Here is a 26,140-nt window from a genome sequence, read left to right as displayed (position 1 = left end):
CCGGGTTCAGGGGAACAGGATCCGGGCGATCGCGCGGGCCGCGGTGTCCGGATCCTCCAGGTGCTCGGTGCGCAGCGCGCCGGTGAGCCACAGGTTCGCGAACCCATGCATCAGCGACCACGCGGCGACCCCGGCCATCGCGTCGTCGCTGACCGACGACGCGCCGCTGGTCAGCAGAAGCCCCGCGCGGTCACGGGCGGCGGCCAGAGCCTCGTCGTCCTCGCGGTGGAGTTCGGGGCGGAACATCACCTCGAAATGCGCGCGATGCTCGATCGCGAAGCGCACGTAAGCGACGCCGACCTCGACGAAGTCCCGCTCGCCCTCGGCCGCGAGCGCGTCGGCGAGCAGGTCGAATCCCTCGGCGGCCAGTGCGGTGAGCACCCCGGCCTTGTCGCCGAAATGGTGGACCGGCCCGGCGTGGGAGACCCCCGCGCGCCGGGCGAGGTCGCGGAGGCTGATCCCGGCCGGGCCGTGTTCGGTGATGGCCGCGACGGCGGCGTCGAGGACGGCCCGGCGGAGGTCGCCGTGGTGGTAGGGACTCATGCCCGTGAATCTAGTCATTGACAAGATGGCCCGCAACGGCGCATCTTGTCAGTGGAAAGTTTCACTGCTCGGAGGGCATGCTCATGGATCCCGGTCTCGTACCCGTACTGATGCTGATCGCCGTCACGGCGACGTTGTCCCTGCTGGGCGCCGCCGGTGTCCGGCGGCTGAAGCCCTGGCCGGTGGCCGTGCGCGGCGGCGTCGCGGCACTGTTCGTCACCACCGGCCTCGCGCATTTCATCGGCATGCGCGAGGAACTCGTCGCGATGGTGCCGCCCGCGTTGCCCGCGCCCGGGCTGCTGGTCGCCGTGACCGGTGTGCTCGAACTCGCGGGCGCCGCGGGAGTGCTGTGGTCGCGGACGGCGCCGTTGGCCGCCGCCGGGCTGACCCTCCTGCTGCTGGGGATGTTTCCGGCGAACGTGTACAAGGCACTGCACGGGCCGGTGACGTCGGTGATGGACGAACTGGTGCCGCGGAGCCTGATGCAGGTGGTCTTCCTGGCCGCGACCGGGTCACTGGTGGTGTATTACGCGCGTACGCCGAACAGACCCTTTGCCCAAAGGAGACCTTAAGTCTTTCCCAAGTCCGGGTCGTGCCCCGGAATTGGGCCCTACCATCCCAGAATGAAGATCTCATTGTGGATCGGATTCTGTGGGCTGTGCATCCTCGCCGGGCACATGCTTCTCGGGGCACTCGGTGTCGTACTGCTGATGAGCTGTCTCCCGGCGGGGCGCGATCACGAATCCGGTGACAGAAAAGAGAAAACGCCCGTCTGGCTGGTCTGAGGAGAAATCCTCAGCCCAGCGTGCTCACGAAAGCGAGCGCGCCCAATGCCGGAATCGCCACCGCCGTGAGCAACATCGTCTTGCGGCTCGGTCGGGGACTTTCCAGTAAGGCGCGGATACCGGCCGGAACCAACGCGACACAAAGTCCGGCGGTTCCGACGATCGAAACGAATTCGGTTCCCTTCAACACGCCCAAAGGCAGAAGTCCCATCGTCGCCAGCCCGATCGAGGCGACGACGCCGAGCACCTTCGCGCGGTACGCGGCGAAGGCGAGGACGTACCAGCCGAACATGATCGTGAACGACAGGAAACTGAACAGATGCAGGTCCTGGTAAGACTCGCTGACGACGCTCTCGGCGAAGCCGGGGCCGCGTCGTCCGGCCAGTCCCAGCGCGGCTTGGTCGATCCCGGCGTGGAAGGTCCGTTCGAAGAGTCCGATGAGGACGGACAAACCACCCCAGGCGGCCAGTGCCCGCCTGGTGCGGCCGATTTCCGTGGCGAGCGCGATGATCGCGGGGAACAGCACGACGTTGCCCGCCAGGAAACACGTGTACGCGGCCATCAGCAGGGCGGGATGCTCACTCATCGCACGGAGCTGCTCCGGGAAGAAGAAGTCGAAGGGTGACCGCAGCAGCGTTCCGGTGAGCAGCAAGACCGGGCCGAGGACCATCGAGAACGCGGCGACACGGCGTCCGGGGAAGGTGTGGTTCATATCGGTCAGCCTGCTGGGAGACGGCGCTTTCCGGATCGGACCGTGGGCTGGACTCCGTTATCGGACCACGGGTTGAGCCGATCCGGGGTTCTCCGCCGTGCGCTGGGGAACCGCGGGCAACATCCTCGGCGCCTGGTTCCTCACCTTCCCGGCGGCGGGGGCGGTCGGAGCCCTTTTCGCGTGGCCGCTGCTGGCGATGACGTCCTGACCGGTCAGCCCACTCCGGCGGGCAGGAGGTCGTGCCCGTTCCAGGTGAACCGCGCCGTGGTCACCGCGTCGTCGCCGTCACCGCCGGTGATGAGCTGGTGGATGCCGACGCCGCCGAGTTCGGCGTAAGTGCACCATTCGTGGTCCGACGTCAGCATCAGGTCGAGGTCCAGCGCGGACAGCAGGCCGAAAACCTGCCCCCGGTTGGTGGTGTCGACACCGACGAACACCTCGTCGAGCAGGATCACCCTCGGCGCTTCGGGCGCGGCCTGGTAGTGCGCGGCGACGGCGGCGAACAGCGGCAGATGCAACGCGATCGCCTTCTCCCCACCGGAAAGCGCGCCGTGCAGCTTTTTGGTCAGCAGCTGCCAGCCCGCCCCGTTCGCGCGGTCGACCTTGACCACGAACCGGTGCCAGGACGTGTAGTCGAAGACCTGCGCGAGCTGCTGCTCCCAGCTCGTCGCCGTGTCGTCCGCCTTCGCCTGTTCGACGCGCTCGCGGAAGAACTTGTGCAGTGACACGCGGTCTTCGGCGGTCAGTTGATCCGGATCCTTCAGCAGCAGGTCCCGCGCGGTCTTGGTACCCGGCGGCAGATCGGGGGAGACCTGCCAGACCAGCCGGACGGCGACCCTGGACGCGGTCCGCACGCGTTCGAGCCGCGCGTTCATACCGTCGACGAGGTCGTTGGCCTGCCGGATACGCGCCGCGAGATGACGGCGGGTGTCACCGGTCAGCGTCTTGTCGAACAGGTCGCTTTCGCGGTCGGTGATCTCGTGCCTGCTCTGCTCCGCTTCGGCGTAAAGGATCTTCAGCAGTTCCGCCGCGCCGACCCGCAGCCCGTCGACGACGGCGGTGAAGATCTGGACGTCCTCGTCGGTCTCCAGATCGAGTTCCGCCCGCGAGCTGAGCGTGTTCCGGCAGGTGTGCACGGCCTCGGACAGCCGGTGCAGCGCCTCGCCGAGGTTGCTCGGCGCATGCGGCACGGACGGCCACGCCGCGGCCACCAGCCGGGCCGTGTCGAGTGCCGACCGCACGCCGTCGGAGGCGGACAGGGTGGCCTGGAACTTCGGCAGGTCCTCGATCCCGCCGTCCGCGGGGAAGACGCCGGTGGCGAGCTTCCGGAACCGGAGCGCGGCGGCGTCCTGCTTCTTGGTGGCGTCCTCGCGGGCGGCCGCGTCGGTCGTGCGCCGGACGCCGAGCGCGCCGAGGCGGACCGCGAGTTCCTTGGCTTCGGAGTTCGCGGCGCGGAGTTCGACGGCGAGTTCGCGCAGTTTCGTGCGCAGGCCGTCGATTTCGGCGAGCACCTCACGCTGGCCGGTGCCGACGCTGCCCTCGATCGCGTCGAGCATCGCGGTGAGCTTGGTGCGTTCGGCCTCGGCTTCGGAAGCCTCGTCCTCACGCCGGGCGGCGTTCGCCTCCGACCGGTCCGCCTGCTCGGCGCACAGCTCGGCCCGCTGCTGCGCGGTGATCAGGTTTCCGTGCTCGTACAACCAGTTCTCGCCCTGATCGGAATAGGTGCGCAGGGCCGTGGCGAGCGCGGTCAGCGGCGCGCGTTCGGTCGGCAGCCCGCTCTCCGAAGCCTGCGCGGTCAGCTCGTGCAGGGCGGTCTTGGCCTCGATCTCCAGCGCGGAGACGGCCGTCTCCCCGTACCGGACGGCCGCGTCGGCGGCGGTCAGCTCCGCCTCGGCCGCGGTCGATTCCCCGGTCGCGGCAAGGAGATCATCGTGGCCGGGGCGGGCGGCGCGTTCGATCTTGATCAGCTCGCGCCTGCCGCGCAACGCGGCCAGCTCGCCGTCCAGTTCGGCGATCGTCTTCTCACGCAGGGAGATCTCATCCCGCAGGCCGGCGATCCGGCGTTCCCTGGCGCGCAGGCGGACGGCGGCGCCGATGTACGCCGGGGCGTCCTTCGTCCAGCTGCCCGACAGGCCGCCCATCCGCCAGGCGCCGTCCGCGCCGATCGCGGCGGGACCGGTGGGAAGCACGTCGTCGAAGGCGACCACTTCGAGGATCCGGCGGATCTTCGCCGGGGAGAGTTCCGCGTCGGGTTCCGGTACGAGGATGTCGGCGAGTGAACGGCCGGAGGTCACCACCGGCAGCGTCCCCGTCTCCGCGAGGACGTCGTGCCCTTCGACGACGCCGTGGGAGTTCACCCAGGCGTCCAGCAGCCCGGCGCCTTCGAGTGCGGCCTCGATCCCCGCGTGCGTGCTTTCCGGGACCGAGCCCGCGAAATCGACCAGCCGCCACAGCGGCGCGCCGCTCATCTCCGCCCGGTCCGCCGTGCGGGTGCGCGGCGCCTCGGGCGCGAGGACGTCCTCCGTTTCGAGCACGCCGGCCTCGACGAGGAGTTCGTCGTGCTCGGCGCGCGCCGCGGCCAGCGCGGCGCCGGTCGCCGCCTCCCGCCGGATGATGTCCTCCAGCACGGTCTCGGCGACCGCGCTGATCCTGCCCAGCAACGAGACTTCCGCCTCGGCGTCCCCGACGAGCGCTTCCACGTCGGGGAACCGCAGCTCACGGCAGCCGATCGCCCATTCGGCGAGCCGGGTGCGCAGATCGCTCAGCGCGAGCTCCCGCGTCGCCGTCGTGAGGTCCAGCCTTTCCTGCGCGGCCGAGAAATCCGACCTCGCCCGGTCGAGATCCGCTTCCGCCTGGTGACGGCGGCCGACGGCGCGATCGCGGGTGTCCATCGCCCGGCCGACGCTCTCGACCTGGTCACGTTTGCCGCGGACGGCGGCCTGCAGCAACGGACGGAGCCTGGCGGGTTCCGATTCCTTCAGTCCGGAGACGAGTTCGTCGTGCACCCCGGCCAGATTCGCGCGGGTCGCGGCGGCACGGACCTCGGTCTCCATCGAGCGGACGAGGTCGGCCTGCCGTTTCGCGACCTGCTTCGCCGCCCGCGACCGCTCCTCGTCGGCGTTCGCTTCGGCGCGGAGCCGATCCGCGTCCGCGCGCAGCGTTTCCGCCTTTTCGCGCGTGGACAGGGTTCGCTGCCGCAGCTTGTCGAGTTCCTGGCCTTTTCGGTACGAGTCGGACTCGGTCAGCCCGGCGAGGCGGGCTTCGATCTCTTCGACGTCCTTTTCGAGCTTCGCCGCCCGTGCCTCGGCGGCTTCCTTCTTCGCGGCGACCTCGTCGTACTCCTCGGCCGAACGACGGGCGGCCGCGGCGAGTTCGTCGAGTTCGGTGGTCGCGGCGATGAGGTTCGCGGCGCCCGCGCGCAGCACCCGCTGGGCGTAGGTCTTCTGCCGCGCGGCGAGCGCGCGGGTCGCGTCGACCTCGGTCTCCAGCGAGCCAAGCCGTTCGCGCTGCGCGTCGAGCCGCTCGAATCCCTCGGCGAGCTCCGCGATCTCCTGCTGCCCCAACGGCGGAAGCGCGCGGGAGAGCAGGTTGGACAGCAGGCTCGGGTCGAGCCGCTGCGAAAGTTTGGGCATCCGCAGCTGGAGCAGCGCGGTGATCAGCGCGTCGTACCGCTGTTCGCTCAAGGTGGGGAACAGTTTCGCGCGGATCTCCGCGCGGTATTCGGCCGCGCCGGCGTGCACCGTCCCGTGCTCGCCGAGGGCCTCCTCCAGCGCGTTCTTGGTCAGCGGCTGGCCTGCCTCGTTGACCAGCGGCAAGCCGTCGCCCACCCGCAGGCCGGTGGTGAAGAAGTCGGCGTGCACCGTGCTGGTGTGCGTACTCGCCTGAAGCCGCGCGCCGCAGGTGAACCACTTGTCCCCGGCCATGCCGAATTCGAGCCACACGTACCCGACACGCGTGGCGCCGGAAGCGCCTTCGCCCATCAGGTTCCAGTGCATGCTGCGTTCGCTGGTGCCGAAGGTCGACAGCCGGTTGGCGCGCAGGCTCGCGTCGAACAGGAACGGCAGCAGCAGTTCCAGCGCCTTCGACTTCCCGCTCCCGTTGGGGCCGCGCAGCAGCAGCCGCCCGTCGTGGAACTCGAAGATCTCGTCGTAGTAGCGCCAGATGTTGAGGATGCCCGCACGGGACGGGATCCACCTCGTCACGGTCACGGCGCCTCCTCGTTTCGGTCGGTGTACCTCGCGGCGGCCGGGAGTGGCCGGACGAGTTCGCCTTCGGTGCGGATCAGGCCGAAGCCGGTCAGCACCGCGAGCGCGTCGACGGTCAGCCGTCGCACGCCGTCCTTGCCCCGGTAGGTCTTGGCCCAGCGCGGGAACCGTTTCAGCAGTTTCGCGGTGGCGTTGCGCAGGTAGTCGGTCGTCCGCGGCTCGTCGAGCGCGTCGAGCAGCAGGAGCGCGGCGACCTTGGCGTTGCTGCCGTCGTCCGGGAAGCGCTCGTCGGTGGCCAGCCCGTCGACGTCGACGAGCAGCACGCCCTCCGCGCGTTCTTCGAGGACGAAACCGCCCTGCTCCGCGGCACGCCGCAGCAACTGGCGCCCGGTCGGCGAACCGAGGTACGCGCGCTCCTCCGCGGTCAGTTCGGCGAAGTACAGCACCGGGTCGTCCACGAGACGGCGGAAGACCGTATGGCGCAGCCACAGGTTCCGCTGGACGTCCGACGCGCTCGGCGTGTCCTCGTGGCGGCCCGACGAGAGGCCGTAGCGCTGCTCGTACGACACCGCCTCCAGCAGTTCCTCGAACCGCGACGCGACATCGTCGGCGGGCACGGCCAGCTGCGACGGCCCGACCGGCGCGGCGAGCATCCGCAGCAACAGGGTCGCGTCGACCCGGAACAGCACCTTCGCGGTGGTTTCGTCCACAAAGGACTCCGGGTCGCCGTCGGCGGTTTCGAGGACGCCGAAGGACTCCAGCAGTTTGAGGACGTCCACGAACGCGAGCCGTTCCGCCCTGGTGGCGACGTCGAACGTGGTCACGAGGTCGTCCGCGGCGCTCGCTTTCGCGACCCGGCCGGCGAGCAGGCCGATCGTGGTCACCGGCACCGTGAGCAGTTCGGCCGCCACCACGCACAACAGGACGTAGCGACGGCGGTCGAAGGCCGCGCGCCCGGAACGCACCCGTCGCGCCGGGCGGGTGGGATCGGCGGCCGCGCGGATCTTGACCAGCCGGGCGTAGCCGAGCCGGGGTTCGACGGTGAGCGTCCAGCCGCAGTAGTAGTCGAACCACTGCCGGATGGGTTCGCGGCGGCGCCGGATGAGGTCGAAGGTCTCGGGGGAGCCGCGTTCGCCGATCAGCGGGGTGGCCAGCAGCGCCCGGATCCCGCGCGCGACTTCCTCGCGCTCCGCGATCACCAGTTGGTTCGTGAGGCTCACGCACCGCCTCCGGCCGTACTGATCTCGATCTCGTAGTCGGGGCCGCGAAAGACACCGCTCGTGGTGGTCAGTCGCGCGACAGCGCCGTTTCGCGACGGCCTCAGGACGATCTCGATCTGGCCGTCGGACGTCGTGCTCCGCCGGGTGCCGTCCGTGCCGGGGCTGCTGCCCAGTGCCTGGCCCAGCAGGTCCAGCAGCCGCTCGAAAACGGTGTGGTCGAGCTTCTCGAACGCCGAAAGCCGCACGACCCCGCCGGTGTCGAGCATGCTCCACGCCGACTCGAGTTCGGCACGTTCCGCGATCGCCTGCCGGACCCGGGCAGCCCGGATCTCGGTGACGTCGCGAACGCGCCCGGTCCGGGTGAACCTCTCGGTGCGGCCGGCCGACCGGAGCAGCTCCGACACCTCGACCGGCGGCGCGTCGAGCCACGACGCCGTCGTACTGACCACTTCCGGATCCGCGTGGGCGAGGTGCGCGTGCCGCGCGGAACTGAGCCCGAACATCGTGGACCACAGGCGATGCAGGTCCTCCTGCGCCGGGACGACGGTGAACCACCGCGCCAGCTCACGGAAATCGGCGACCGCACTGCTCGCGCGCCGCCGCGATTCGGTGATCCGGTCCAGCACCTGGAGCAACGTGATGATCGCCCGCCGCGCGACCTTGTGGAGCTCCTCGACCCGCGGCGTCGCCCCGTCTTCGGGCAGGAACCACGCGCGAAGCCCGTCCCAGCGGGCCTTTCGGAGCTCCAGCCAGCGCTGGTCCGGGCTCGGCAGGGCGGCGCCGTTGAGCGCGCGCCGGTGCACCCGCTCGACGCCGTGGTCGTCGATCTCCTTGATGCGGGTGGCGATGGTGTGGGTGTGATGCTCGAGGTCGTTCAGGAACTCCTGCAGATACGCGACCGTCGATGCCTTGACCTCGTGGAACGTCGCGAGGTCGGCTTCGGCGTGCAGCAGGCGCTGGAGGTCGCCGTTGAAGCGTTTCGTGTTGTCGCGGAACGCCTCGAGGTGGCTCTCGACTTCGGCGAGCGTGCTGAACACGCGCCTGTCGGTGCCGTCTTCGAGCTGCTTCGCGAGCTCACCGAGCCGCTCACCCAGCGCTTCGAGCGTCGCGGTCTGGAGGGCGCCGGTCGCGTTGAGCACCTCGTTCGCGCGGACCACACCCGCGTACGCCGCTTCGCCCTGCCGAGTGAGCGAGTACTGGAGATTGCGGCGCTCGTACTCGGACGCAGTCCGGTAGTCGCCCGCGTGGTTCTGGACGACGTCGAGGTGGCCTTGACTCCTCAGCTGGTCCAACGCCTTGACCAGGTCTTCGTCGTCGAGCGTCTCCAGCCAGCCGACTTCCCGCAGCCTCGTGCGGACGTCGTCGATGCCGAGCGCCGTCACGAGCCGCTCGTTCGCCTCGCCGAAGGCGTGCAGGATCGCCAGTGGAAGCCCTGATCTGCTGCCGTCGGTGAAACGGAACAGCTCGGGCGGAACACGGAGCGGATCCATGCGTCCTCCGGCGGATGGTGCGTGGAGCTACACGTTAGGGGGTCACCCAGACGAGTCCGAACGGCCCATCTTTTTCACGCAGAGTGCTCAGGTCGTGAACAGTTCCAGACGCACAGTGGTCCCTTGGACGGTGACCTTGCGGACCACGCGGCGGCCGTCCACGAGCCGGTCGTCGTTCATCACTCCGGGAGCGAAGTTCGACGCTTCGAGCAGCTTGGGCACGTCCTCCGCCGGAAGGGTGAGGACGACCTCGTACCTCGAGTCGATGCCCCGGTCGTACTTCGTCTCCAGCACCTTCCCGCTCGCGGGCATCGAGATCCCGCCGAACCGGAAGGCGTCCTCGGGTTTCGGGGTATCCGGTGCCGTCGCGCAACCGGCCAGGAGGAGGGCGAGGACCGCCAGCAGGGTTTTCACCTAGCGTGAGACGCACGGCGGACGTAAGCGTTCCGTCACACCCGGACGGGGATGACAGGCGCGGTCCGGCACGTTGTACTGGATGTCAACGACCAGAGGAGATCAATCGTGACGGAAAAAGCTGTTCTCGCGGGCGGCTGCTTCTGGGGCATGCAGGACCTGTTCCGCCGGCACCCCGGGGTCGTCTCCACCAGGGTCGGCTACACCGGCGGCGACGTGCCGAACGCGACCTACCGCAACCACGGCTCGCACGCCGAAGGCATCGAGATCGTCTTCGACCCTGCGCAGCTTTCGTACCGCCAGATCCTGGAATTCTTCTTCCAGATCCACGACCCGACGACGCGCGACCGCCAGGGCAACGACATCGGCACCAGCTACCGGTCGGCGATCTACTACACCGACGACACCCAGAAGCAGGTCGCCGAACAGACGATCGCCGACGTCGACGCCTCCGGCAAATGGCCGGGCAAGGTCGTCACCGAGGTGACCCAGGCCGGTGACTTCTGGGAAGCCGAGCCTGAACACCAGGACTACCTGGAGCGCATCCCGAACGGCTACACCTGCCACTACGTGCGGCCGGAATGGCAACTGGGCGAACGCTGATCGTCGCGCTGCACGTCTCTTCCGTGCACGCGTACGAGGGCCGTCCCTCCTTGGGGGCGCGCCCTGATCCGCTGCCGGTCTCGCGCGACCACGTCGTGGTGCGCGCGGGACTGGGGCTGGTGGGGGACCGGTACTTCAACCACCCCGCGCATCGTTCCGCCGCGGTCACGCTGTTCTCGGCGTCCGTGCCCGGCGACCCACTGCTGGCCCGGCGGAACATCGTGCTCTCGGGGTTCGACGTGGACGCTTTGCCGCGGGGTTCGGTGGTGGCTTTGGACTCGGGTGATGGTCCGGTGCGCTTCGAGGTCCACCGGCCTGCGAACCCGTGCGCTTGGATGGACGTCGTCTATCCCGTTGGTACGTTTCGGGCGCTGCGGGGCCGCGGCGGGAAACGCTGCGTGCCGCTGGACGACGGCGTCTTACGCGTCGGGCCGGTAGAGATCTCCGTGCGCGAGTTCGAGCGGCCTTGAACCCTTTCTGAGCTGCGACGACAGCTTGTCCGTCTCAAAGAGGTCAGGTGCGATGACGAACGGCGGGTACCCCTGCAACCCGAGTTCGCGAAGCCGGAAGTTTTCCAACACCGCCTGTTCTTCGCTCTGGAGGATCACACTCCGCACAGCGGTGATCGGGATAGGGCCTGGAATCAGTACTTCCGCTTGATCGTCTGTCGGCCACCACGACGGGTGGTGGGGATCGCGCAGACGTTGACCTACACGCTCGGCGAACATCGCCTTGAATCCGTCGAGGCCGTCTTGGATACCGCTGCCGGAACGCCTTGCGGCGTTGTGCGGGCAGAACCTGGTGCCCGGTGTGCCGAGCAGTATCGGATCCACTGTCAGTATCACCCACTCGAGGAACTGCTCGTCTCGCTTGCGCGCTTCCTTGAAGTACCAGGCGTTCGGGTATTCGAGGCTGAAGGATATGTGACCGAGGTGCCCGTCCAGCCTGCGTTCGTCGGTGGGGCGGTAACCATCGGCGGAATCTCGCAGGTACTCGACGTCTCGCAGGGTTCCGCTCGCGAGGATGTGCGCCAGGCTCGCCGCCCTGGTGAAGTGACACAACCTGGTGATCCCTCGCTGTCTGACTTCGTTCAGTACCTCGTTCACGAGCTCATCAGTTCGTAGATGCCGGACTCGGCTGCAGGAAGCACACTGGTCAACTGGCCGTGATGGATGAGGACAACGTCAGTGCGCGCGCGGGTCACGGCCACGTACAACTCGCGGGCCTGTCGCACTTTGGCCTCCTCCAAGCCGAAGGCTTCGATGCTGCCTTCTGGCGGCATCTCGTCCTCGGCTCGAAATGGGAGTACGACGGTGTCGAACTCCAGACCCCTCGCCTCGCTGTACGGGCCGTAGTAGACGCCGGGGGACTGGTCCCATTTCGTCATGCCTTTGTGGAGCCGGAGCGTTCGCTGCCGGTTTACCAGCCTGGCGATGCGCTCGGTGAGGTCACCATCTCTGGAGAGCACTGCCACGCGCTGGTCTTTTTTCTTCGTACTCCGGTCGATACACAGGTTCGTCGCGAAGCGTGCCGCCACTTCGATCAGCCGGATGTCGGAGTCGACATCGGTCAGGAGAGGGGCCTTGCCACTGCGCACAGGTGCAGTCGGCTTCACCAGTTCGATCCCGTCGCCGAATCTCGGATAATCGGATATTGCCTTTGCAAGCTGTGCGATCTGGCGCGTGTTGCGGTAGTTGCGATCGAACCGCACCAGCCTTCCGCCGGTGACCTTGAGCCCGAGAGACTTCCAAGACATCCGGCTGCCGTAGATCTGTTGTGCATAGTCGCCGAAGAAGGTCAGAGACCCGTCTTCGGGTATCAACGCAGCAAGCGACCGGATCATCTCGGGGGTGAAGTCCTGCCCCTCGTCCACCACGACATGCCGGTAACCGTGCACTGCCACCTCGCTGTTCAAAGCGCGCAAGAGTTCACTCGCCAGGCTCGACCAGTCAAGATCGAAGCCTTCGTTGGCGAGGAGTTCCTGATACCGACGGTAGACCTTGTAAACGACCAGCCGATCTGCCTTGAGCAGGTTCGATCCGCGTCCGACCCGTTCGAGCTCGCCGCTCAAGTAATCGGCGAAGTCACCGACGCCGTTGCCGTTGAGCCAATCGAACTCGTCCGCGAAGAACCGCACAGGCTTCCTGAAGGTGGCGGAGCGTTCGGTGGTGCCAAGTCGTACATCCTTCAAGGCTCGCGCTATCAAGTTGTCCCGGGTGGTGAAGTCGCAGATCCGCGGGTTTGTCTCGAAAGACTCACGAAGGACACGACGCGCGAAAACATGATACTGCTCGACAGTGACGCCGGATCCTTCGTCCACCAGACTCTTCAAGTAAGTGACCAGGGCTCCGTTGAACGTGATGAGCAAAGTCGGTCCCCCCAGGCTAGGTACTGTCGCTAGGTAACGGGCTCGCCGAACCGCCATGACCGTCTTTCCGCTACCGGCTACCCCCAGTGCGACGCAATGTCCTTTGCCTCGTAGGTAGACGACCTCACGCTGCTGCCCTTGTGGTTCAGGAAGCTTGTTCCCCATTCGGGGAGTATTGCAGGTTGATCAAGCTTCGCCTGCATGTCATGTAATTACGAAAATAGTAGCTGTCGAAGCCTGAAAGTTCAGATTCAGTGGGTGGTCCTATCGTCCGGCATATCGGTCACAGGTTCCTTAGGCCATGCTTGATGCGTTCCGTTGTCATGCCGCTTTGTCGCTGGTAGACGTACTGCGCAGCCGCCAGTGGAGCGAGCAGCGCGTCGGCCCTGAAATGCGCGTCCGCTTCCGGCTCGATCTCGCTGATCAGCGCGACCAGATGACTGTGGTGCAGCCGGTACGCGCCGGTCACGAACCGCGCCATCGGCGTCTCCGTCTCCGCGACCATGAGCAACTCGCCATGCGTCTCAAGCCTGTCGACGTACGCGTCCATGAACGCCTTCAGCCTTTGGGATGCGGGTGCCCCCGGCCCGAGCGGTGGCGGCCCGCTGATGAACGCTTCCTGGAACTCGCGCTCGTTCTCGTCGAGCAACGCCTGCGCCAACGCGCCCTTGTCCGGGAACCGCCGATACACGGTCCCGATCCCGACGCCCGCCTCCGCCGCGACCTCGTCCAACGCGAGCCCGTCGATCCCTTTGGCCGCCACAAGCCTGGCTGCCGCGTGGACGATCTTCTGCCGGTTGCGAGCCGCGTCCGCCCGCTCTGGAGTGCCGGCTCCTGCGATGGGAAGCACTCGGTGAGCCTAACCGGTGGACAAGTGGAACTTTCTCCAGTTAACTAAGTGGATAAACTTCCACTTAAGGAGAATTGGATGTCCGTCGAACACCTCACGAGCGATCACGCTTCGACCTGGTTTCAACGCCTCGACCAGCAGATCTTCTTGGCTGACGTCCTCTCGCAGGACAGCGGCGCGTCGATGTCCGTCGGCTTCGCCCGCTACGGAAAGGGTGAGAAGAACCCTTGGAAGATGACCTACGACGAAGCCCTCGTCATCACCTCCGGCACTTTCACCGTCGAAGGCCCCTCGGGTTCGGTGACGGCTCGGGCAGGCGAGGTGATCTACCTGCGGGCAGGGACCGAGGTGGTGTACGTGGCCGATGAGGACGCGGAACTGGTCTATGTCACCTATCCGCATTGGCTGGCCGCCACGGAGTCGTCCGTCGAGGCGCATCGGCTCAACGACTTCCACGAGGCCTGAGGTTCGAAGGCGCTACCCGGTCATCTCTTCAAGGAACTCCTGGGTCTCGGGGTCTTCCGAGAAAATGGCCGTCCCGCGCATCCCACGAGTGAGCAGGACCTTGTACGTATTCTTGATCAGCGCGCTGAAATGCAGCTCGTCCGCCCTCTTGACCTCGGAGTCCTTGGAGTTCGCGCGGACCGCGCACCACATTCCGTCGCGACGGACCAGATCCTTGCCAAAAATCACGCCCGACCAGTCATATTCGAAGCCCTGCGCGGTGTAGATGCAGCCGACCTGGCCGAAGCCGCGTTCGTCCGTCGCCCAGTAACTGGACCCGGGCACGTCGGGCACCGACTTCTCGCCCTTCGCGTTCCAGGGCCGTTTCCACTCGCCGAGCTGCACGTCGTCCACGAGGCGGAGACCGTCTGGCGTCTTGATGGGATCGCTCCACGGCCAGCAGAAACCGGCCGCCAGTCGGCCGACCCCGCCATGCTGGGACCGCTGCTGCAGCACCCAAGATTCGAGGCCCTCAGGTGACGCGGCGGTGGTCAAGGTGATGCCCTTGTCCAGAGAACCCGCGAGTTTACTCCAGGGAATTGGCGGTTCGGCGGAACCGAGTCCGAGTAGCCTGGCGACCCAGGTGTCGTAGGAAATCGAGCCGCCGCAACGCAACTGGTCGTGCAGGCGGACGACCTCCACTTCACAGCCGAGAGCGCGGGCGGCCGTGGTGATCTCTTTGAGAGAGCCCATCTCGCCTGGCCGTACGACCTGATGTTCGTCGAGGAGGAACACGGGAACGGTCGCCACGTTGATGAGCTCGTTGACCTGGCGATCGGCGCGCTCGCGCCGCTCCTTCTTCGTGAACCTGTCGACGCCCTTCTCTCGAATGCGATGTGCTTCGTCGCAGATCAGGACGTCCAGCTCGCGAGGCTCACAGCCCACGTAGGCGTTGAAGTACTTGAACAATCCCTGGACCCGGGTGTTGCCGCGACCCGCGTACTTGCGCATGGTCGAGGTGAACGACTTCGAGCCGGTCGCGTGGTGAACGGCTCGGCCTCGGCGGGCCAGCTCACCGAGAAGACTCAGCGCGATGACGCTCTTACCCGATCCCGGTCCTCCTTCGACGATGACAACCGTGCGCGTCTGCGCCGCCCGAGACCGCTCGACAGCCTGCAGTACGAGTTCGTACGCGACCTTCTGCTCGTCCAGAAGAACGAACTGCTCGCGGTCCTTGATCTCGGCTGCAGCCAGATCGAGCAACGGCTTGGTGGGACGGTGCGCGAAACCACTCAGTTCGTCCCCGGCCGAGACATTGGACTGTCTGGCGGCCGCGGCGTCGAGCACGGAGTTGAGGTGCTCGCCCATCGCCGCCTTGTCGTCCATGGTGAACAGTCGGCTGGTGGGACGAGGGGTGTCTTGGAGGAGACCGGACACGTCCGTCCGCCGTGCGTTGTGCAGGTATGCCACCGCGTGCACGGCCTGCGACCGCTCCACCAGCGCGGGTGTGTGGTCCACGAAGTATTGGCGATATCCGTGTACCTGTTCGGCAGGGTGGAGGTGTTTCCCGGGTAAGCCGGGAATGTTGATCACCTCGGACAGGTAAGACTCGGCCTTGGACCACTGCTTGACCTCGAGGAAGACGAACGAACTCTGCCCGCTGCGAGAGTGAACTCCGCACAGAACGACGTCGATCCGTTGCTTGCTGTGAGGTAGTTGATGTTCGAGGAGAACCTCGACGTCGCCGAGACCCGCGTCCACGAGATCCGTCAACACGATGGGCAGACTCCTTTGCCAGGAGGCCACCTCACTGGTTCCTATCCTGCCGCCGATGGCGAATCCGGCTTGCTCCTTCAGTCGGCTGTGCAGGTGTCCCGCGCGGGCTTCGATCAAGAGATCGGCCGCGCTGCCGCGCGCAAGAGCCACTCGTCCCTCCCCTGGGCGTGGGTAGCCCGAATGCTCCCCAGCTGTCGATCATAACCCGCTAGAGTGATCCTTGCCTTCACGCAATGGTGCGGACGGCCAAGGGGCGGGAACGGCCTGGGGAGGGTGACTTGCCGGGTCATCAAGACCGCGTATGACCTGCGCGAAGAGCTTCAGCGCAAGCGGATCCTCATAGAGCTCCAAACATGTGGGCATCCCCTTCCGGGCGTCCGATGAGTCCGGTGAACTCGGTTCGTGGAAGTGCAGCCTCTCGGTCCTCGCCAACACGTTGTGCGCTGCAGGGCTCGGACACCTGCAGGTGTTGCTGGAATATCGGCTTCCGTACAGCCGAAGCGGGTGGATGCCATCCTCTGCGGCGTTCATCCGGAGACCGGAAAGCCCTCCTATGTACTCGTCGAGCTGAAACAGTGGGAAAAGACGAAGGCCGCCGGCGTCGGTCTGGTGCTGACTACCTACGGCAAAGCAACCTGACTTACATCCGGCGGAACAGGTCAGGCGGTACTGTCGCCAGCTGCTCGACTTCGTCCGGGCGTTCGCGCGTATTCCAGGGGGCAAGTCAAGGGGGGTCGCGTACATGCACAACGTGGTGCGCGGAGTCGACTGGACGCTGGACGAGTTCGAGTTCGACGACTTCGGCCAGCTCTACACGTCGGATCTCCAGGCGGACCTGGTGGCCGATCTGTGGTCCTTGTCCTGCAGTAGTAGGCCCGCTAGGTGAAATCTGAATATATAGCGACTGGCCTAGTTCTCTGCTTGGGAAAATAGTTGCTGCTCGGATAAGAGGAACTGTGCGTGTTTCTGATCCGAAAGGCGTTCGGAAACGGTTTCATAGGCTAGCTCGCTTGGGAGGGCAGAAGAGAACTTGAGTCCATAGAGGGCGGACTTATTGACGTGTGGATGGGAGAGCACTGCACGTACTGACAGTGTGCGCAGCAATTCGGTATTCGACAGATATGGTTGCAAGCGCAAGGAATGATCGGTAATCCGCTGCCGAGGATCCACGACTTGCGGAAAGCTGGCTTGCAACGTCCGGTTGGCTGCGATACCAGCCCAAGTCCACCATCTGAGCTCACCAGACGAACGCCGGAACACAGTCGCGTTGTCAGCAACGTCTCCGGAGTGCTTCTCACGGAGCTCGGCGAGTACGGATGCTGCTCTGCGGGTGAACCGGACCCCCGCGGGATTGGCGCCCAGCAGGACGGATCGCTGGCCGCGGGTAAGGGCGAAAGACAGCCCGCCTTCGCCCCCACCCCACTTGGCGCGGCCGGGGAGGTCGCTCGGCTCGACAAAACAGCGCCTCCGCTTCCAGTCAATGTGCCCGACCTTCCACCCACGTCCAGCGAGAAGCAGGACACGTGGTCCGTCGTGGTTATCGGCCAGCAGAACATCGTCCCCCACTCGGCCGATCTCCTCTCGGCCGGTCAGGACTGTGAACTCCGGTGGCGCGCTGAACACGGCGAGAAGGTCCATGAAATGCCGTCGGCCGAACTTCTTCTCCGCCTCGAGCCCGATGAACGCCATCGCGCCGTCCCGCTCGAGGTAGCCTTCAGCCAGCAGATGATCAAAGATCTCGGTTTGGTGCTCATCGAACAACGGGAGGTCGCCCCACCACTCTCGCCAGGTTTGCGTCCCAATTTTATTCTCTTGCAGGGCAAGGGCGAGCATCTGCTGCGCGGCTATGTGCCGAGGGTGTGGCGGGGCCACGATCGGTTCCACCCAGCCTGCTGCCCACCGTTCGAGCAGGCCGGCTGTGCTGAGTACGGCTGATTCTTCGAGACACAGAAAGAGGCAGTTTCTGGTGCCCCCTGCACGACGTCCTGTCCGGCCCAGACGCTGGAGAAACGAAGCCACCGTTCGGGGAGCGTCGATCTGGATCACGTGATCGAGATCTCCGACATCGATTCCCAATTCCAGAGTAGAAGTCGCAACGATCACGCAGTCGCGAGCGTCTGCAAAGGCCTGCTCTGATCTGCGGCGTTCGTCTGCGGAGAGCGATGAGTGCGACAGGAACGTGGTGATTTCGCGGGTGCGTAGTGCTGCTCCGAGTTCTTCAGCGCGTCGGCGGCTGTCGACAAACACCAGTCGCTTCTCGCCTCGGTGCAGTGTTGCGATGACGGTGGCCGCGTTGTCAATTGAACCGACATGATCGACGGTGATGTCCGGCGTGGTCGTCGTGCCTCCGCTGGGCGCAACTACCGATCGTGGTCTGGAGTGTTGCGAGCCCTGAAGCCACCTCAGCAGTTCGTCCGGGTTGCCTACTGTGGCTGACAAGCCAATTCGTTGAAGCGGGCGGCCTGCGATCCGAGAGAGTCGTTCGAGGACCGCGAGCAGATGCCAGCCGCGGTCGTCGCCGGCGAAAGCATGGACCTCGTCGACTACGACCGCTCGAAGGCCCGAGAACAAGCGCCGGGAATCAATGTTTGTCGACACCAGCATCGCCTCGAGCGACTCCGGCGTGGTCAGCAGGATATCCGGCGGTTCCTGGAGTACCCGCTTGCGGGCGCCGGAGCTGACGTCTCCGTGCCATAGGTCAGCAGTGCGACCGAGCCAGCCCGCATAACTCGCCAGTCTGGGGTGAAGGTTATTCAGGAGGGCCCGAAGCGGACAGACATACAACACCGACAGGCTCGTCCATGACTGTTCTTCCATGGAGCTGAGCAGGGGAAACATCGCAGCTTCGGTCTTACCGCCTGCTGTGGGCGCCAACAGGATCGCATCGGATCCGTCAAGAAGCGGGTCGATCGCTTCGGCCTGTAGCGGGCGCAGCCCTGGCCAGCCCAGCGTGTTGACGATGTGGTGCACCAGCGCGGGAAGCAGCCGGTCGGACCCGGAACTCACGGGAGATCCAGATCGATGTCGTCGACATCGGCGACGCTGTTGCGCTCTTCCTCGGAGAGCTCAGAGCTCTTGACGGTTACCGGATAGTGCACTCTCGGGTCGAACTCCTCGTGTTCGTCGACCCGGTCGAGCACGTCCTGAACGAGTTTCCGGAGGAAGACGCGTGGTGCGACACCTACCTTGCCACCCATCCCGCCGGTGACGGCCCGAGCTAGTTCATCGACATAGGCGTCGTCCACGCGAGCGGCGATCCGTTCGGGCTCCTTGGCATCGCCGACATAGAGATCGCGGACGTTCCGACCAAGCTCCCCAAGCCGGTCCAGGTCGAATCCGGGAAGCCGGAGTTGAACCGCACGTGGGTTGTCGAAGCGGGCGTCGGTGGTGAAGTCGGTCGCAAGTCGCTGAGCGAGCGGTGGTAGGCGTTGGACGCCTTGTTGCCCGTCGAAAAACGCAGGAGTGCCAGTGATCACCAGGAAGAGTCCTGGAAAGCGGCCGGTGTCGATTTCGTCCAGCAACTGGCGGAGAGCGTTGAGGCCCTTCTCTCGCACATCACCCCGAACGCGCTGGAGGGTCTCGATCTCGTCGAGCACGACCAAAAGACCCGGGTGACCGCAATCCTTCAGCACGGTCAGCAGGCCTTGGAGAAAGCCGAGCGCCCCGAAATGGTCGAGGTCCCCGCGTACTCCGGCGGCTCGCTTAGCGGAGGCCGCCACTGACTTTTGCCCGCCCAGCCAAGCGATTACCGCTTCTGCGGTCGCCGCGTCATCGGCACGCTTCGCATGCCGGTATCCGCGGAGAGCCGAAGCGAAGGCGGGGGTTGTCCTGGCGACATCACCTAGGCGACTCTCCATGAGAGTGTCCACGGCTTGGGCGACGGCGTCTTCGTCATTCTCGTCGACTTCGCCGGTGTCGAGAACCTCCTCTTCGAGCGTGTAGAACCAGGAATCGATCACTGATCGCAACGCACTCGGTTGGTGGGTCGCCGTAGACAGTCGTTCGGTCAGCCGCCGGTACACGGTTTCGAGGCGATGTAACGGGGTTTCCGTCTCCGAGATCTGAATCTCACTCGTCGCCAACCCGGCCCGTTTCGCTCGTTCGGCCAGCCAGCGTGCGAAGAACGTCTTACCTGAGCCATATTCCCCGCGGATTGCATGAAAGGCCGCGCCACCGCGCTTGATCGTGCTCAGATCGTCGTCGAGCGCTCCGGTGAACCGATCAAGGCCCACAGCGAACAGGTCGAGTCCGAACTGTGGAACTGTGCCACGGCGCAACGCATCCACCACCTCGCGACGACGAACTGAACTGACCGCACTCACGGCTTGTCCAAGTCGAATTGTGTTCGAAGGAGCTCAAGGTTGAGTTCCACCGTTCGGCCGCCATCGATGAGTTCGAGCACCGGGTAGCTCTCCACGTTGAGCAAACGCTGAACGGTGGCGAGGAATCCATCGATGTTTCGAGCTGCCTTGCCTGCGGTGGAGGCAACTGCGGCAAGCGAGAGCTTGCCGCCTGCGTCGGCAAGGCTGTCGATTACGGCGGCCACGACGTCACTGCTGGGTCCACGACGTACGAATTTCTCTTGCGTGGAAAAGATCTTCGAAGCGGTTACCTGCTGGCCGAGAGTTTTCCGCGCAACTGGCACAGATGGTGTGGGCTCCGGCAGCACATGATCGAACAGACCTGGCCCGTCGGGGATAGCCTTTTGTTTCTTACGCGGCGCCTTGGTTGCCGCAGCGGTCTCCACAAGTACTTGCTCTGGGCTGCCCCGCCACCACGAGGGCGTTGTCTGTTCAGCGGGCAATCCTACCCAACCGTCCGGTAATGCGTCGACAGACGGCAGGAGGACCAAGACGGGAATACTGACCTCGGCCAAGGCGGCACCGCCATGGTACCCCGCGCGCTTTTGCGTGTATCGGATGTCCTCGCGCCACGGGAGAACCACCTTTCCATTCCCCTCGAGGACCCGCGGACCGCGCAGTGCGACTTCGCCCTCGCCCGGTGTTCCTGTCCGCCATCGCCCACCGTATTCAGCAGCTGCGGGGGATGGGCCGCCAGCGAGGCCACGCTCGAGAACGTGCCCGTGGTCCGATGTCACTACGACCGGCCGTCCGTAGCTGCGTGCCTGAGTGAGCAGGCTGGTCAGGTACCGGATGTCCTGGAGGCGCCAGGTCGTCCCATCGCCCTCTCGACCGGGGCCGAGCGTGTCATCGATCGTGTTGAGTACGACACCGACGACTTCGGCGCCTGCCAACGCCGCAACGAGCTCGGGATTGAGACTCTGGCCGGCGCCGCCGCCGACTTCGTTCTCGTGGAAGAGTCGCGCTTGCTTGTGATGTTTCTTCCAGAACGCGGCAAAGCCGTCTTTTTCTGTCGACTGGCCTCCTGCGATGGGTTTCCCGCACAAGAGGGACGGCCTGCTCACTGTCGTGATCGACGGAAACACCGACACCGCAGCCAGACGGGCGCCGGGTATGGGGCTGGTCTCCAGCCAGTTGGGGCGACGGCTCAGTTCGTCGCCCAGCTGCGCCGCGGCAGAAGCACTCATTCCATCGAGCACGATGATCACGGGAGCTGAGTCGCCGGCCAGCGGAACAGCGGCTGTCGTCAGGATGTCTTCGATCAGCAACGCGCCTTCGGACAGCTGCGCGCGAGCATACGGGACCCAGGAGGCCAGGCGGAGCGCGAATTCTTCGTCCGACGCGGTGCGTCGGGCCGTCACCTGCTCACAGAGGTTGCGGTAAGCTTTGGCGCTCACCGGTTCGCTTGCCGCGTCGCCTGCCCAAAGAACAGCTACGGCGTAGTCGACCCAGCCCCATTCGGCCACTTGCTGTTGTACACCTGCCGACACGGACGGGACTCCGGATTCCGGTGTCGCGAGCCACCGTGCGAGCCGGACGGCCATGGTCGCTGTGGTCTTCTGGGAATTGAACAATTCGGCGAGGCGATGTCCGCGGAGTTCGCCAAGCGCGCGGTTCGCAGCCTTCGGATCGGGGAGCGCCGCGCCCACCGAACGAAGACGTGTTCGCCATGCGGAGGGCAGTAAAGGGTTGCTAGACAGTGCCTCGGTAAGGCCGGTTTGCTTGGCCAGCTCGTCGGCACGTTCAAGCACGGTGAGGACCTCATGGCGGGCAGGGGAATCGGCAGGTCCGGCGGCTGTGATCCACCGGCTCAGCGTGCCGTCGACCGCCAGGGCGAAGGCTTCGACGGCATCTGAGCGGATACCGGGGAAGAGCCCACCGACCGACACCAAGGCGTCGCGCGATAGCGATTGATCGCTTAATGCCGAGCCGACGACCCCCAGCGCCAGAGCGTCGCGGCCTCGACCAGCCGCGACCAACGCGAGAACAGCCTCCGCCGCCAGGCCGAGACGCTCGACGAGCCAGCTGCGGATGCCGTCACGTTCAGTGTTGTCCAGTTCAGCCCAGCTGGTCGTTGCGGTGCTCCGGGACCACTCGAGCAGGCGGTCGAGGTCGAGGGTTGCGGCGTCGACGCCGAGCCGCTGTCCGACGAGAGCCAGCAAAGCGTCGTCATAGGTCAGCACGCCTCCACGGCGGGCCCAGCCGCTGGTGGGTTCGGCGTCGAGCAGTGCCTGGACGAGCCAGGTGGACTGCCAGACTCGGGGGTCCAAGCGATTGGCGCCGAACCGAAACTTCAGGCTCTCGACCGGGTCGATTCGCAGCAGGCTGGTGTCGAGAGCGTGTCCACGCAAGTCCCAGTCGAGCTCGGCAGGCTCTACACCGGTGGTGACTACCAGCACACCGGAGGCCGCTCCAGTGTGCTGGTAGTCCAGCCATTCGGCAGTGATCCCCAGTATCGAGGGCTGGTCGGTGACGCGCACTGCCCGCTCGTCTTGGCCACCTTCGACCGGCTTCAGCCGAAATTCGGTGCGTTCACCAGGCTCATACCTGCCATGGACAAGCACCAGGCATCGGCCTGGCTGCTTGTCCAGCGTGTGTCTGTGTTGCGTGAGCAGCGACTCGATCCCCGCTCGCGTGATAGGCGGAACCTGGGCCATCAAGCCTTCCCGTCGACAACACGCCACGAGATCTCTATCTCCTGACCCGGGTGTTCCTTGGCGAACTCACTGACCGATCGCTGCACAGCTGCCATCGTCTCAGCCACCTTTGCGGGAGTCGCGTCAGCGGTCACCCGGCGTGTCTGCTGGGCCGCGGGCGCGGGCGCGGGTGCCGGCGGAGGTGGCGCTGGCAGGGCTCCTGCTGCTGTGGTGGCGTCCTGGATGATCTTGAGAGCGATCGACCGGAATCCGTGCAGCATGGGGCCGAGTTGCCGGGTTTGTTCGTCGGCTTGTGCCGTCTCCGCTATGTCGGCCATTAGGCGTTCGGTGCGGTCTCGAATGCCGTCAGAACGGTCAAGATACGGCCGAATCGTTCGCAGTAGCTCGAAGTCTGCTGCGTCGAGTGCACTCAGGACAGCTTGGGCCGATGAGATCGTCCTCGCCAGCACACCGTCGTTGTCCGGGTCCGGCAGCTGCGCGAGTGTTCTGATCAGCTTTGTCGAGTCGGAGATACCGAACAGCTTGGCCAGCAGATCCGCTGCGGCTCGGGTTGCCACTACCCGTGGCGAGGAAGTTTCGATCCCGAGTTCGGATGCATGCTTGTGCAACGCCTCGTGCAGGCGGTGGACCGCGTTCTCGTGTTCACGGACCTGTTCGAGCACACTATTGGTCAGCTTGGTGATGTTGCGCGTGAATCGGGCTGCCGGAGCAGACACCCCGAGAATCGCTCCCGCACGGTTGCGGGCTGCCTCGAATTCATCCTCGGTGGGCAGTTCTTGTGCGCGCAGAGCCCAACCTGGACCGATGTTGCCGATGTCTGGAGCGTCTTGAGGGATGGTCTCGCGGACCCACGCTCGATCGGCAAGTAGGGCGTATACGGAGATGATCAGGTTCTCGACTGGCTTGTCGAGACCCTTGTAATCAAGCTCTTCCAGCCACCGTCGGATGTCGTCGACCGAGTAGTCGCCCGCGACCTGCATCCTCGCCGCGTGCTGCTCGATACGCTGTCGCCACTCGTTGCTCAGTGTGAGGGGGCCGTCGTGGACCTCACCCAAGCCGAGAGGGTGCACAATCTTGCGCATCAGGGCAAGGTTGCTCTTCTCCAGTTCAACGCGGCCGCCTTGTTCAGCTGCTTTGGTGATCCAGTTCAGTGCCGTACGAAGCTCTCCGACAGTGACAGCTTTGCGTTCCTTCTTCGGATCGAAGTCCGGGTGATTCGGATAGTTCGCACCCAGAATGCTGTCGGCCAGTTCGAGCATGTTGTACTCGAACGGAGCGCCGACATGGAGCCGTGGAGTGTGCTGCGGAAACATGCTGAGCACTCGCCCAGGCTCGCCCTCCGGGTCGATGAGGTTCGACTCGTCACCGCGGGAGAGGCCGTAGAGCTGAGTCAGCACGCCTCGAAGGCTCGACGTGAGGTTTTCCTTGTGCACCTCGAGCTGGGTGCGTAGGCGGATCCGGTCCTCGGCCGATCGGTTTGCTGCGACCGCTTCGAGTCGGCCACGCTCTAGCAGGTGGTTGATCTTCAGCAGGCGACCGAGCTGGTTGAACCGTTGCTCAGACCAGAAGGCCGGCAGCCACACCAGGGTGGGGTAGGCGTGGCCATGCTGTTTCAAGTCCTCCACGCGCTCGGCGTCTTGCCGGGGTGAACGTCCAGGTTCGTCGAAAGGATAGTCGATGACGAACCGGATTACGCCGTCAAGGCTGGGCCGGAACTGGAAGTCCGGCATCGACTGGGGGTCGCGGACGTTCTCGAACACGAACTCGGCGGTCCGTTTGGTGCCCCGCCAGACGATCTCACGCTCGCTTACGAAGACACCGGTGTCCTTGACACCCATTGCCTCCCAAAGCTGGCTGCGTAGCCACTTTCGCCGATTGGCGGTGTTGTCTTCGTCGTTCGCGCTGTCCAGCAGCGGTTCGATGTCGAGGTCGGACAGGTGCAGGCTGAACACCGGGTTCTCGTCACCGTCACTGCGCAGCTCGCCGAACTCGGTCTTGAGGTCACCCAGCCTGGTGGTCGCCAGGTCGCCCGGCTGAGCAGTGCGTGAGGTGATCGAACCGTAGTTCAATGCGGCCAGCCGCTGCCCGGTGAGCCGGGTCAATGCGGGCACGTCTGGAGCGAGGGATGCCAGCAGCAGCGTCTTGACCAGACGTTCGTCTGCGATGAACCGGGCATCGGTGGTCGAGCCGTACTTACCCTCCAGGTAGCGGCGAACCCTCCGGTGGAAACGCTGGCCTGCTTCGGCGTCCGTACGCAGCTTGTCGGTGAAGGCTGCCGTTGCATCTTCGGCGATGACGTCCCACAGGTCTCCGAGCGGAATGAGGTCGCCCAGCTTCATGTCCGCGCGCCGCCGATGAAGCATGTCCTGCAACAGCTTGAGTCCAGAGCGCTCACGCTGCAGTGCCCCGGAGAGCGCCACCAGCACGTTGAGCAGAGCCGGTGAGATCGGGTAGACGTCACGAAAGTCGGACCAGTCCGCGTGGGTGGCGCCGTTCGCGTCGAGCAGCGCTTCCTTGACGTTGGATTTGGTCGACTCGATGTTCTTGAAGGCCGAATCGAGTAGATGGGCCTTGCCGGGGAGCGGCTTGAGAACGCGCTCCTTGACGATCGCCGGAAGGTTGCGGTCTTCGAGGCTGATCGTGTCGAATCGCCCGGCGAGATACTGGACCTGCTGTTCGAGGTTGCTGACCTCGGAGCCCATGATGTCCGAGCCGATGAGGGTGCCGAGATCCCGCTGACGGGAGACGAACGAAATGATCGGCACTGGTCGATCGCTGTCCCCCGACTCGATCAGCTTGACCAGCTTGTTCACCTGAACGTTGACGAAGTCGCGGCGGGATAAGTAGCCCTGCAGCCAAAGGATCAGCTCGTCGAGGAACAGCACGACGCCGTCGTAACCGAGTTGCTGCGCGTGCCGGCTGATGACGGAAAGGCCGTTCTCCAGTGGGAGGTAGGCGTCCTTGTCTCCTAAGGCCCCGCGGGCATAGGAGGCCATTGGACCGGACAGGAGCGCAGAAACCAGAGCGTCGCGCCGCGGGTCTCCGGGCTGCGCACTGAATGCCTTATCAAGTTCTAGACGGGTCCAAGCGCTGGGAGCCGCTCCTTCGATTGGTTCCAGGTCGTCCAGGTCTGAAGGCTTGGCGTCCTCGGTCCCGAGCATCTCCGCGAACTTGACGTCGCCTACCGCGTCGCGCAGGTTCTTGGCATCCACGAGCATCGCGTCGTCTCGAAAGACCGCAGGGACCGGCTTGCCCGGCATGTTGTCCTGCACATGCTTGACGTAGCCACCGAGGATTGCCGCGTCCAGGTCGACCGACCCGATCAAGTGAAACGGCACCATGAGGAAGTTGCGACCGGCCAGCCACTCATCGTGTTCGGCGACGACTTTCCGCAGCTCAGGCTTCTCGCGTGCGGTCTTGTTGCCATTTAGAACGGCGTGCAGAACGGTCAGGAAGTGGCTCTTACCGGAGCCGTACGAGCCGTGCAGGTAAGCGGCATGCGAGTTGCCGTCGCGGACTGCCGCACGGATCAGAGCGAGCGCTTGGGTAAAGGCCCCGCGCAGCTGATCAGTGACGACGTAGTTGTCGACCAGCTCGTCGGTCGCCGTGAATCCCTTGGTCAGGTCGATCTTGAAGTCGCCCCGGTTGACCTCCTCCGGCATGTGGATCACATCCCGGAGGTACACCTCCTCGGTCATTCCCGTCCCCTCCC

Annotated in this window: 21 protein-coding genes; 7 read left to right on the top strand and 14 right to left on the bottom strand. The window is 65.4% G+C overall.

Annotation, left to right across the window (positions count from 1 at the left end):
• Positions 1–6 precede the first annotated feature (6 nt).
• Entirely contained in the window at positions 7–543 is a 537-nt protein-coding gene (locus ACLJO0_RS27605) for a TetR/AcrR family transcriptional regulator (protein WP_410581451.1), read from the bottom strand.
• Between the two features lie 77 nt (positions 544–620).
• On the opposite strand from ACLJO0_RS27605, the gene ACLJO0_RS27600 reads away from it, so the two are divergent.
• Positions 621–1,115, top strand: coding sequence for a hypothetical protein (locus ACLJO0_RS27600; RefSeq protein ID WP_410581449.1), 495 nt, complete (start codon positions 621–623; stop codon positions 1,113–1,115).
• Positions 1,116–1,166: 51 nt separating this feature from the next.
• Positions 1,167–1,328 (top strand): hypothetical protein, encoded by a 162-nt coding sequence (locus tag ACLJO0_RS27595; protein WP_410581447.1) that lies wholly within the window; start codon positions 1,167–1,169, stop codon positions 1,326–1,328.
• 10 nt (positions 1,329–1,338) lie between these two features.
• Here ACLJO0_RS27595 and ACLJO0_RS27590 read toward each other — a convergent pair whose 3' ends face one another.
• The 5 genes from ACLJO0_RS27590 to ACLJO0_RS27570 all read right to left on the bottom strand — a co-directional run bounded on the left by ACLJO0_RS27590 (position 1,339) and on the right by ACLJO0_RS27570 (position 9,369).
• Complete coding sequence (locus ACLJO0_RS27590; protein ID WP_410581445.1) at positions 1,339–2,040, bottom strand: hypothetical protein; 702 nt, start codon at positions 2,038–2,040, stop codon at positions 1,339–1,341.
• A 212-nt stretch (positions 2,041–2,252) separates the two neighbouring features.
• Positions 2,253–6,248, bottom strand: a complete 3,996-nt coding sequence (locus ACLJO0_RS27585) for a TIGR02680 family protein (RefSeq protein ID WP_410581444.1) — start codon at positions 6,246–6,248, stop codon at positions 2,253–2,255.
• Entirely contained in the window at positions 6,245–7,465 is a 1,221-nt protein-coding gene (locus ACLJO0_RS27580) for a TIGR02678 family protein (protein ID WP_125791675.1), read from the bottom strand. Before ACLJO0_RS27580 ends, ACLJO0_RS27585 begins: the two co-directional genes overlap by 4 nt.
• Positions 7,462–8,955: a TIGR02677 family protein gene (locus ACLJO0_RS27575; RefSeq protein ID WP_125782313.1), complete on the bottom strand. Its 1,494-nt coding sequence runs from the start codon at positions 8,953–8,955 to the stop codon at positions 7,462–7,464. Before ACLJO0_RS27575 ends, ACLJO0_RS27580 begins: the two co-directional genes overlap by 4 nt.
• A gap of 87 nt (positions 8,956–9,042) precedes the next feature.
• Positions 9,043–9,369 carry a hypothetical protein gene (locus ACLJO0_RS27570; protein WP_410581442.1) on the bottom strand — a complete coding sequence of 109 codons (327 nt, stop codon included), beginning with the start codon at positions 9,367–9,369 and terminating at the stop codon, positions 9,043–9,045.
• 108 nt (positions 9,370–9,477) lie between these two features.
• Between ACLJO0_RS27570 and msrA the strand changes: the two genes are divergently transcribed.
• Entirely contained in the window at positions 9,478–9,972 is a 495-nt protein-coding gene (msrA, locus tag ACLJO0_RS27565; RefSeq protein ID WP_125782317.1) for a peptide-methionine (S)-S-oxide reductase MsrA, read from the top strand.
• Positions 9,951–10,442 carry a molybdenum cofactor biosysynthesis protein gene (locus ACLJO0_RS27560; protein WP_410581441.1) on the top strand — a complete coding sequence of 164 codons (492 nt, stop codon included), beginning with the start codon at positions 9,951–9,953 and terminating at the stop codon, positions 10,440–10,442. Before msrA ends, ACLJO0_RS27560 begins: the two co-directional genes overlap by 22 nt.
• On the opposite strand, the gene ACLJO0_RS27555 is transcribed toward ACLJO0_RS27560, so the two are convergent.
• From ACLJO0_RS27555 to ACLJO0_RS27545, 3 genes are all read right to left on the bottom strand, one after another.
• Positions 10,392–11,078, bottom strand: coding sequence for a DarT ssDNA thymidine ADP-ribosyltransferase family protein (locus ACLJO0_RS27555; RefSeq protein ID WP_410581440.1), 687 nt, complete (start codon positions 11,076–11,078; stop codon positions 10,392–10,394). The genes ACLJO0_RS27560 and ACLJO0_RS27555 overlap by 51 nt on opposite strands.
• Positions 11,075–12,505: a UvrD-helicase domain-containing protein gene (locus ACLJO0_RS27550; protein WP_410581439.1), complete on the bottom strand. Its 1,431-nt coding sequence runs from the start codon at positions 12,503–12,505 to the stop codon at positions 11,075–11,077. The genes ACLJO0_RS27555 and ACLJO0_RS27550 overlap by 4 nt, the downstream gene beginning before the upstream one ends.
• Before the next feature lie 118 nt (positions 12,506–12,623).
• Positions 12,624–13,190, bottom strand: a complete 567-nt coding sequence (locus tag ACLJO0_RS27545) for a TetR/AcrR family transcriptional regulator (RefSeq protein ID WP_410581437.1) — start codon at positions 13,188–13,190, stop codon at positions 12,624–12,626.
• A gap of 78 nt (positions 13,191–13,268) precedes the next feature.
• Here ACLJO0_RS27545 and ACLJO0_RS27540 point away from each other — a divergent pair, with 78 nt between their 5' ends.
• A complete protein-coding gene (locus ACLJO0_RS27540) occupies positions 13,269–13,655 on the top strand; it encodes a cupin (RefSeq protein ID WP_410581435.1) in 387 nt (128 codons plus the stop codon).
• Between the two features lie 12 nt (positions 13,656–13,667).
• On the opposite strand, the gene ACLJO0_RS27535 is transcribed toward ACLJO0_RS27540, so the two are convergent.
• Positions 13,668–15,410, bottom strand: coding sequence for a DNA/RNA helicase domain-containing protein (locus ACLJO0_RS27535; RefSeq protein WP_410581433.1), 1,743 nt, complete (start codon positions 15,408–15,410; stop codon positions 13,668–13,670).
• A 504-nt stretch (positions 15,411–15,914) separates the two neighbouring features.
• Between ACLJO0_RS27535 and ACLJO0_RS27530 the strand changes: the two genes are divergently transcribed.
• Both ACLJO0_RS27530 and ACLJO0_RS27525 read left to right on the top strand, forming a co-directional pair.
• A complete protein-coding gene (locus tag ACLJO0_RS27530) occupies positions 15,915–16,049 on the top strand; it encodes a hypothetical protein (protein ID WP_410581431.1) in 135 nt (44 codons plus the stop codon).
• A gap of 103 nt (positions 16,050–16,152) precedes the next feature.
• Positions 16,153–16,296 (top strand): hypothetical protein, encoded by a 144-nt coding sequence (locus ACLJO0_RS27525; RefSeq protein ID WP_410581429.1) that lies wholly within the window; start codon positions 16,153–16,155, stop codon positions 16,294–16,296.
• Positions 16,297–16,319: 23 nt separating this feature from the next.
• Here the strand turns inward: ACLJO0_RS27525 and ACLJO0_RS27520 are convergent, their stop codons facing one another.
• From ACLJO0_RS27520 to ACLJO0_RS27505, 4 genes are read right to left on the bottom strand one after another with little or no spacing between them, the layout of a single operon-like run.
• Positions 16,320–18,416 carry a DEAD/DEAH box helicase gene (locus tag ACLJO0_RS27520; protein WP_410581427.1) on the bottom strand — a complete coding sequence of 699 codons (2,097 nt, stop codon included), beginning with the start codon at positions 18,414–18,416 and terminating at the stop codon, positions 16,320–16,322.
• Positions 18,413–19,732: a BREX system ATP-binding protein BrxD gene (brxD, locus tag ACLJO0_RS27515; RefSeq protein ID WP_410581426.1), complete on the bottom strand. Its 1,320-nt coding sequence runs from the start codon at positions 19,730–19,732 to the stop codon at positions 18,413–18,415. The genes ACLJO0_RS27520 and brxD overlap by 4 nt, the downstream gene beginning before the upstream one ends.
• A complete protein-coding gene (pglZ, locus tag ACLJO0_RS27510) occupies positions 19,729–22,428 on the bottom strand; it encodes a BREX-2 system phosphatase PglZ (protein ID WP_410581425.1) in 2,700 nt (899 codons plus the stop codon). Before pglZ ends, brxD begins: the two co-directional genes overlap by 4 nt.
• Entirely contained in the window at positions 22,428–26,126 is a 3,699-nt protein-coding gene (locus tag ACLJO0_RS27505) for a PglY protein (protein ID WP_410581424.1), read from the bottom strand. Before ACLJO0_RS27505 ends, pglZ begins: the two co-directional genes overlap by 1 nt.
• Positions 26,127–26,140 lie beyond the last annotated feature (14 nt).

The sequence above is a fragment of the Amycolatopsis sp. lyj-108 genome (genome assembly GCF_046549005.1).
Classification (GTDB): Bacteria; Actinomycetota; Actinomycetes; order Mycobacteriales; family Pseudonocardiaceae; genus Amycolatopsis.
The sequence above is the reverse complement of the archived record's forward strand: the minus strand, read 5'-3'. Positions and strand labels throughout refer to the sequence as shown.

Coding starts and splice junctions, on each gene's coding strand:
- ACLJO0_RS27605 (WP_410581451.1), bottom strand. CDS start 543: ATGAGTCCCTACCACCACGGCGACCTCCGCCGGGCCGTCCTCGACGCC.
- ACLJO0_RS27600 (WP_410581449.1), top strand. CDS start 621: ATGCTCATGGATCCCGGTCTCGTACCCGTACTGATGCTGATCGCCGTC.
- ACLJO0_RS27595 (WP_410581447.1), top strand. CDS start 1,167: ATGAAGATCTCATTGTGGATCGGATTCTGTGGGCTGTGCATCCTCGCC.
- ACLJO0_RS27590 (WP_410581445.1), bottom strand. CDS start 2,040: ATGAACCACACCTTCCCCGGACGCCGTGTCGCCGCGTTCTCGATGGTC.
- ACLJO0_RS27575 (WP_125782313.1), bottom strand. CDS start 8,955: ATGGATCCGCTCCGTGTTCCGCCCGAGCTGTTCCGTTTCACCGACGGC.
- ACLJO0_RS27560 (WP_410581441.1), top strand. CDS start 9,951: ATGGCAACTGGGCGAACGCTGATCGTCGCGCTGCACGTCTCTTCCGTG.
- ACLJO0_RS27550 (WP_410581439.1), bottom strand. CDS start 12,505: ATGGGGAACAAGCTTCCTGAACCACAAGGGCAGCAGCGTGAGGTCGTC.
- ACLJO0_RS27540 (WP_410581435.1), top strand. CDS start 13,269: ATGTCCGTCGAACACCTCACGAGCGATCACGCTTCGACCTGGTTTCAA.
- ACLJO0_RS27525 (WP_410581429.1), top strand. CDS start 16,153: ATGCACAACGTGGTGCGCGGAGTCGACTGGACGCTGGACGAGTTCGAG.
- pglZ (WP_410581425.1), bottom strand. CDS start 22,428: ATGGCCCAGGTTCCGCCTATCACGCGAGCGGGGATCGAGTCGCTGCTC.
- ACLJO0_RS27505 (WP_410581424.1), bottom strand. CDS start 26,126: ATGACCGAGGAGGTGTACCTCCGGGATGTGATCCACATGCCGGAGGAG.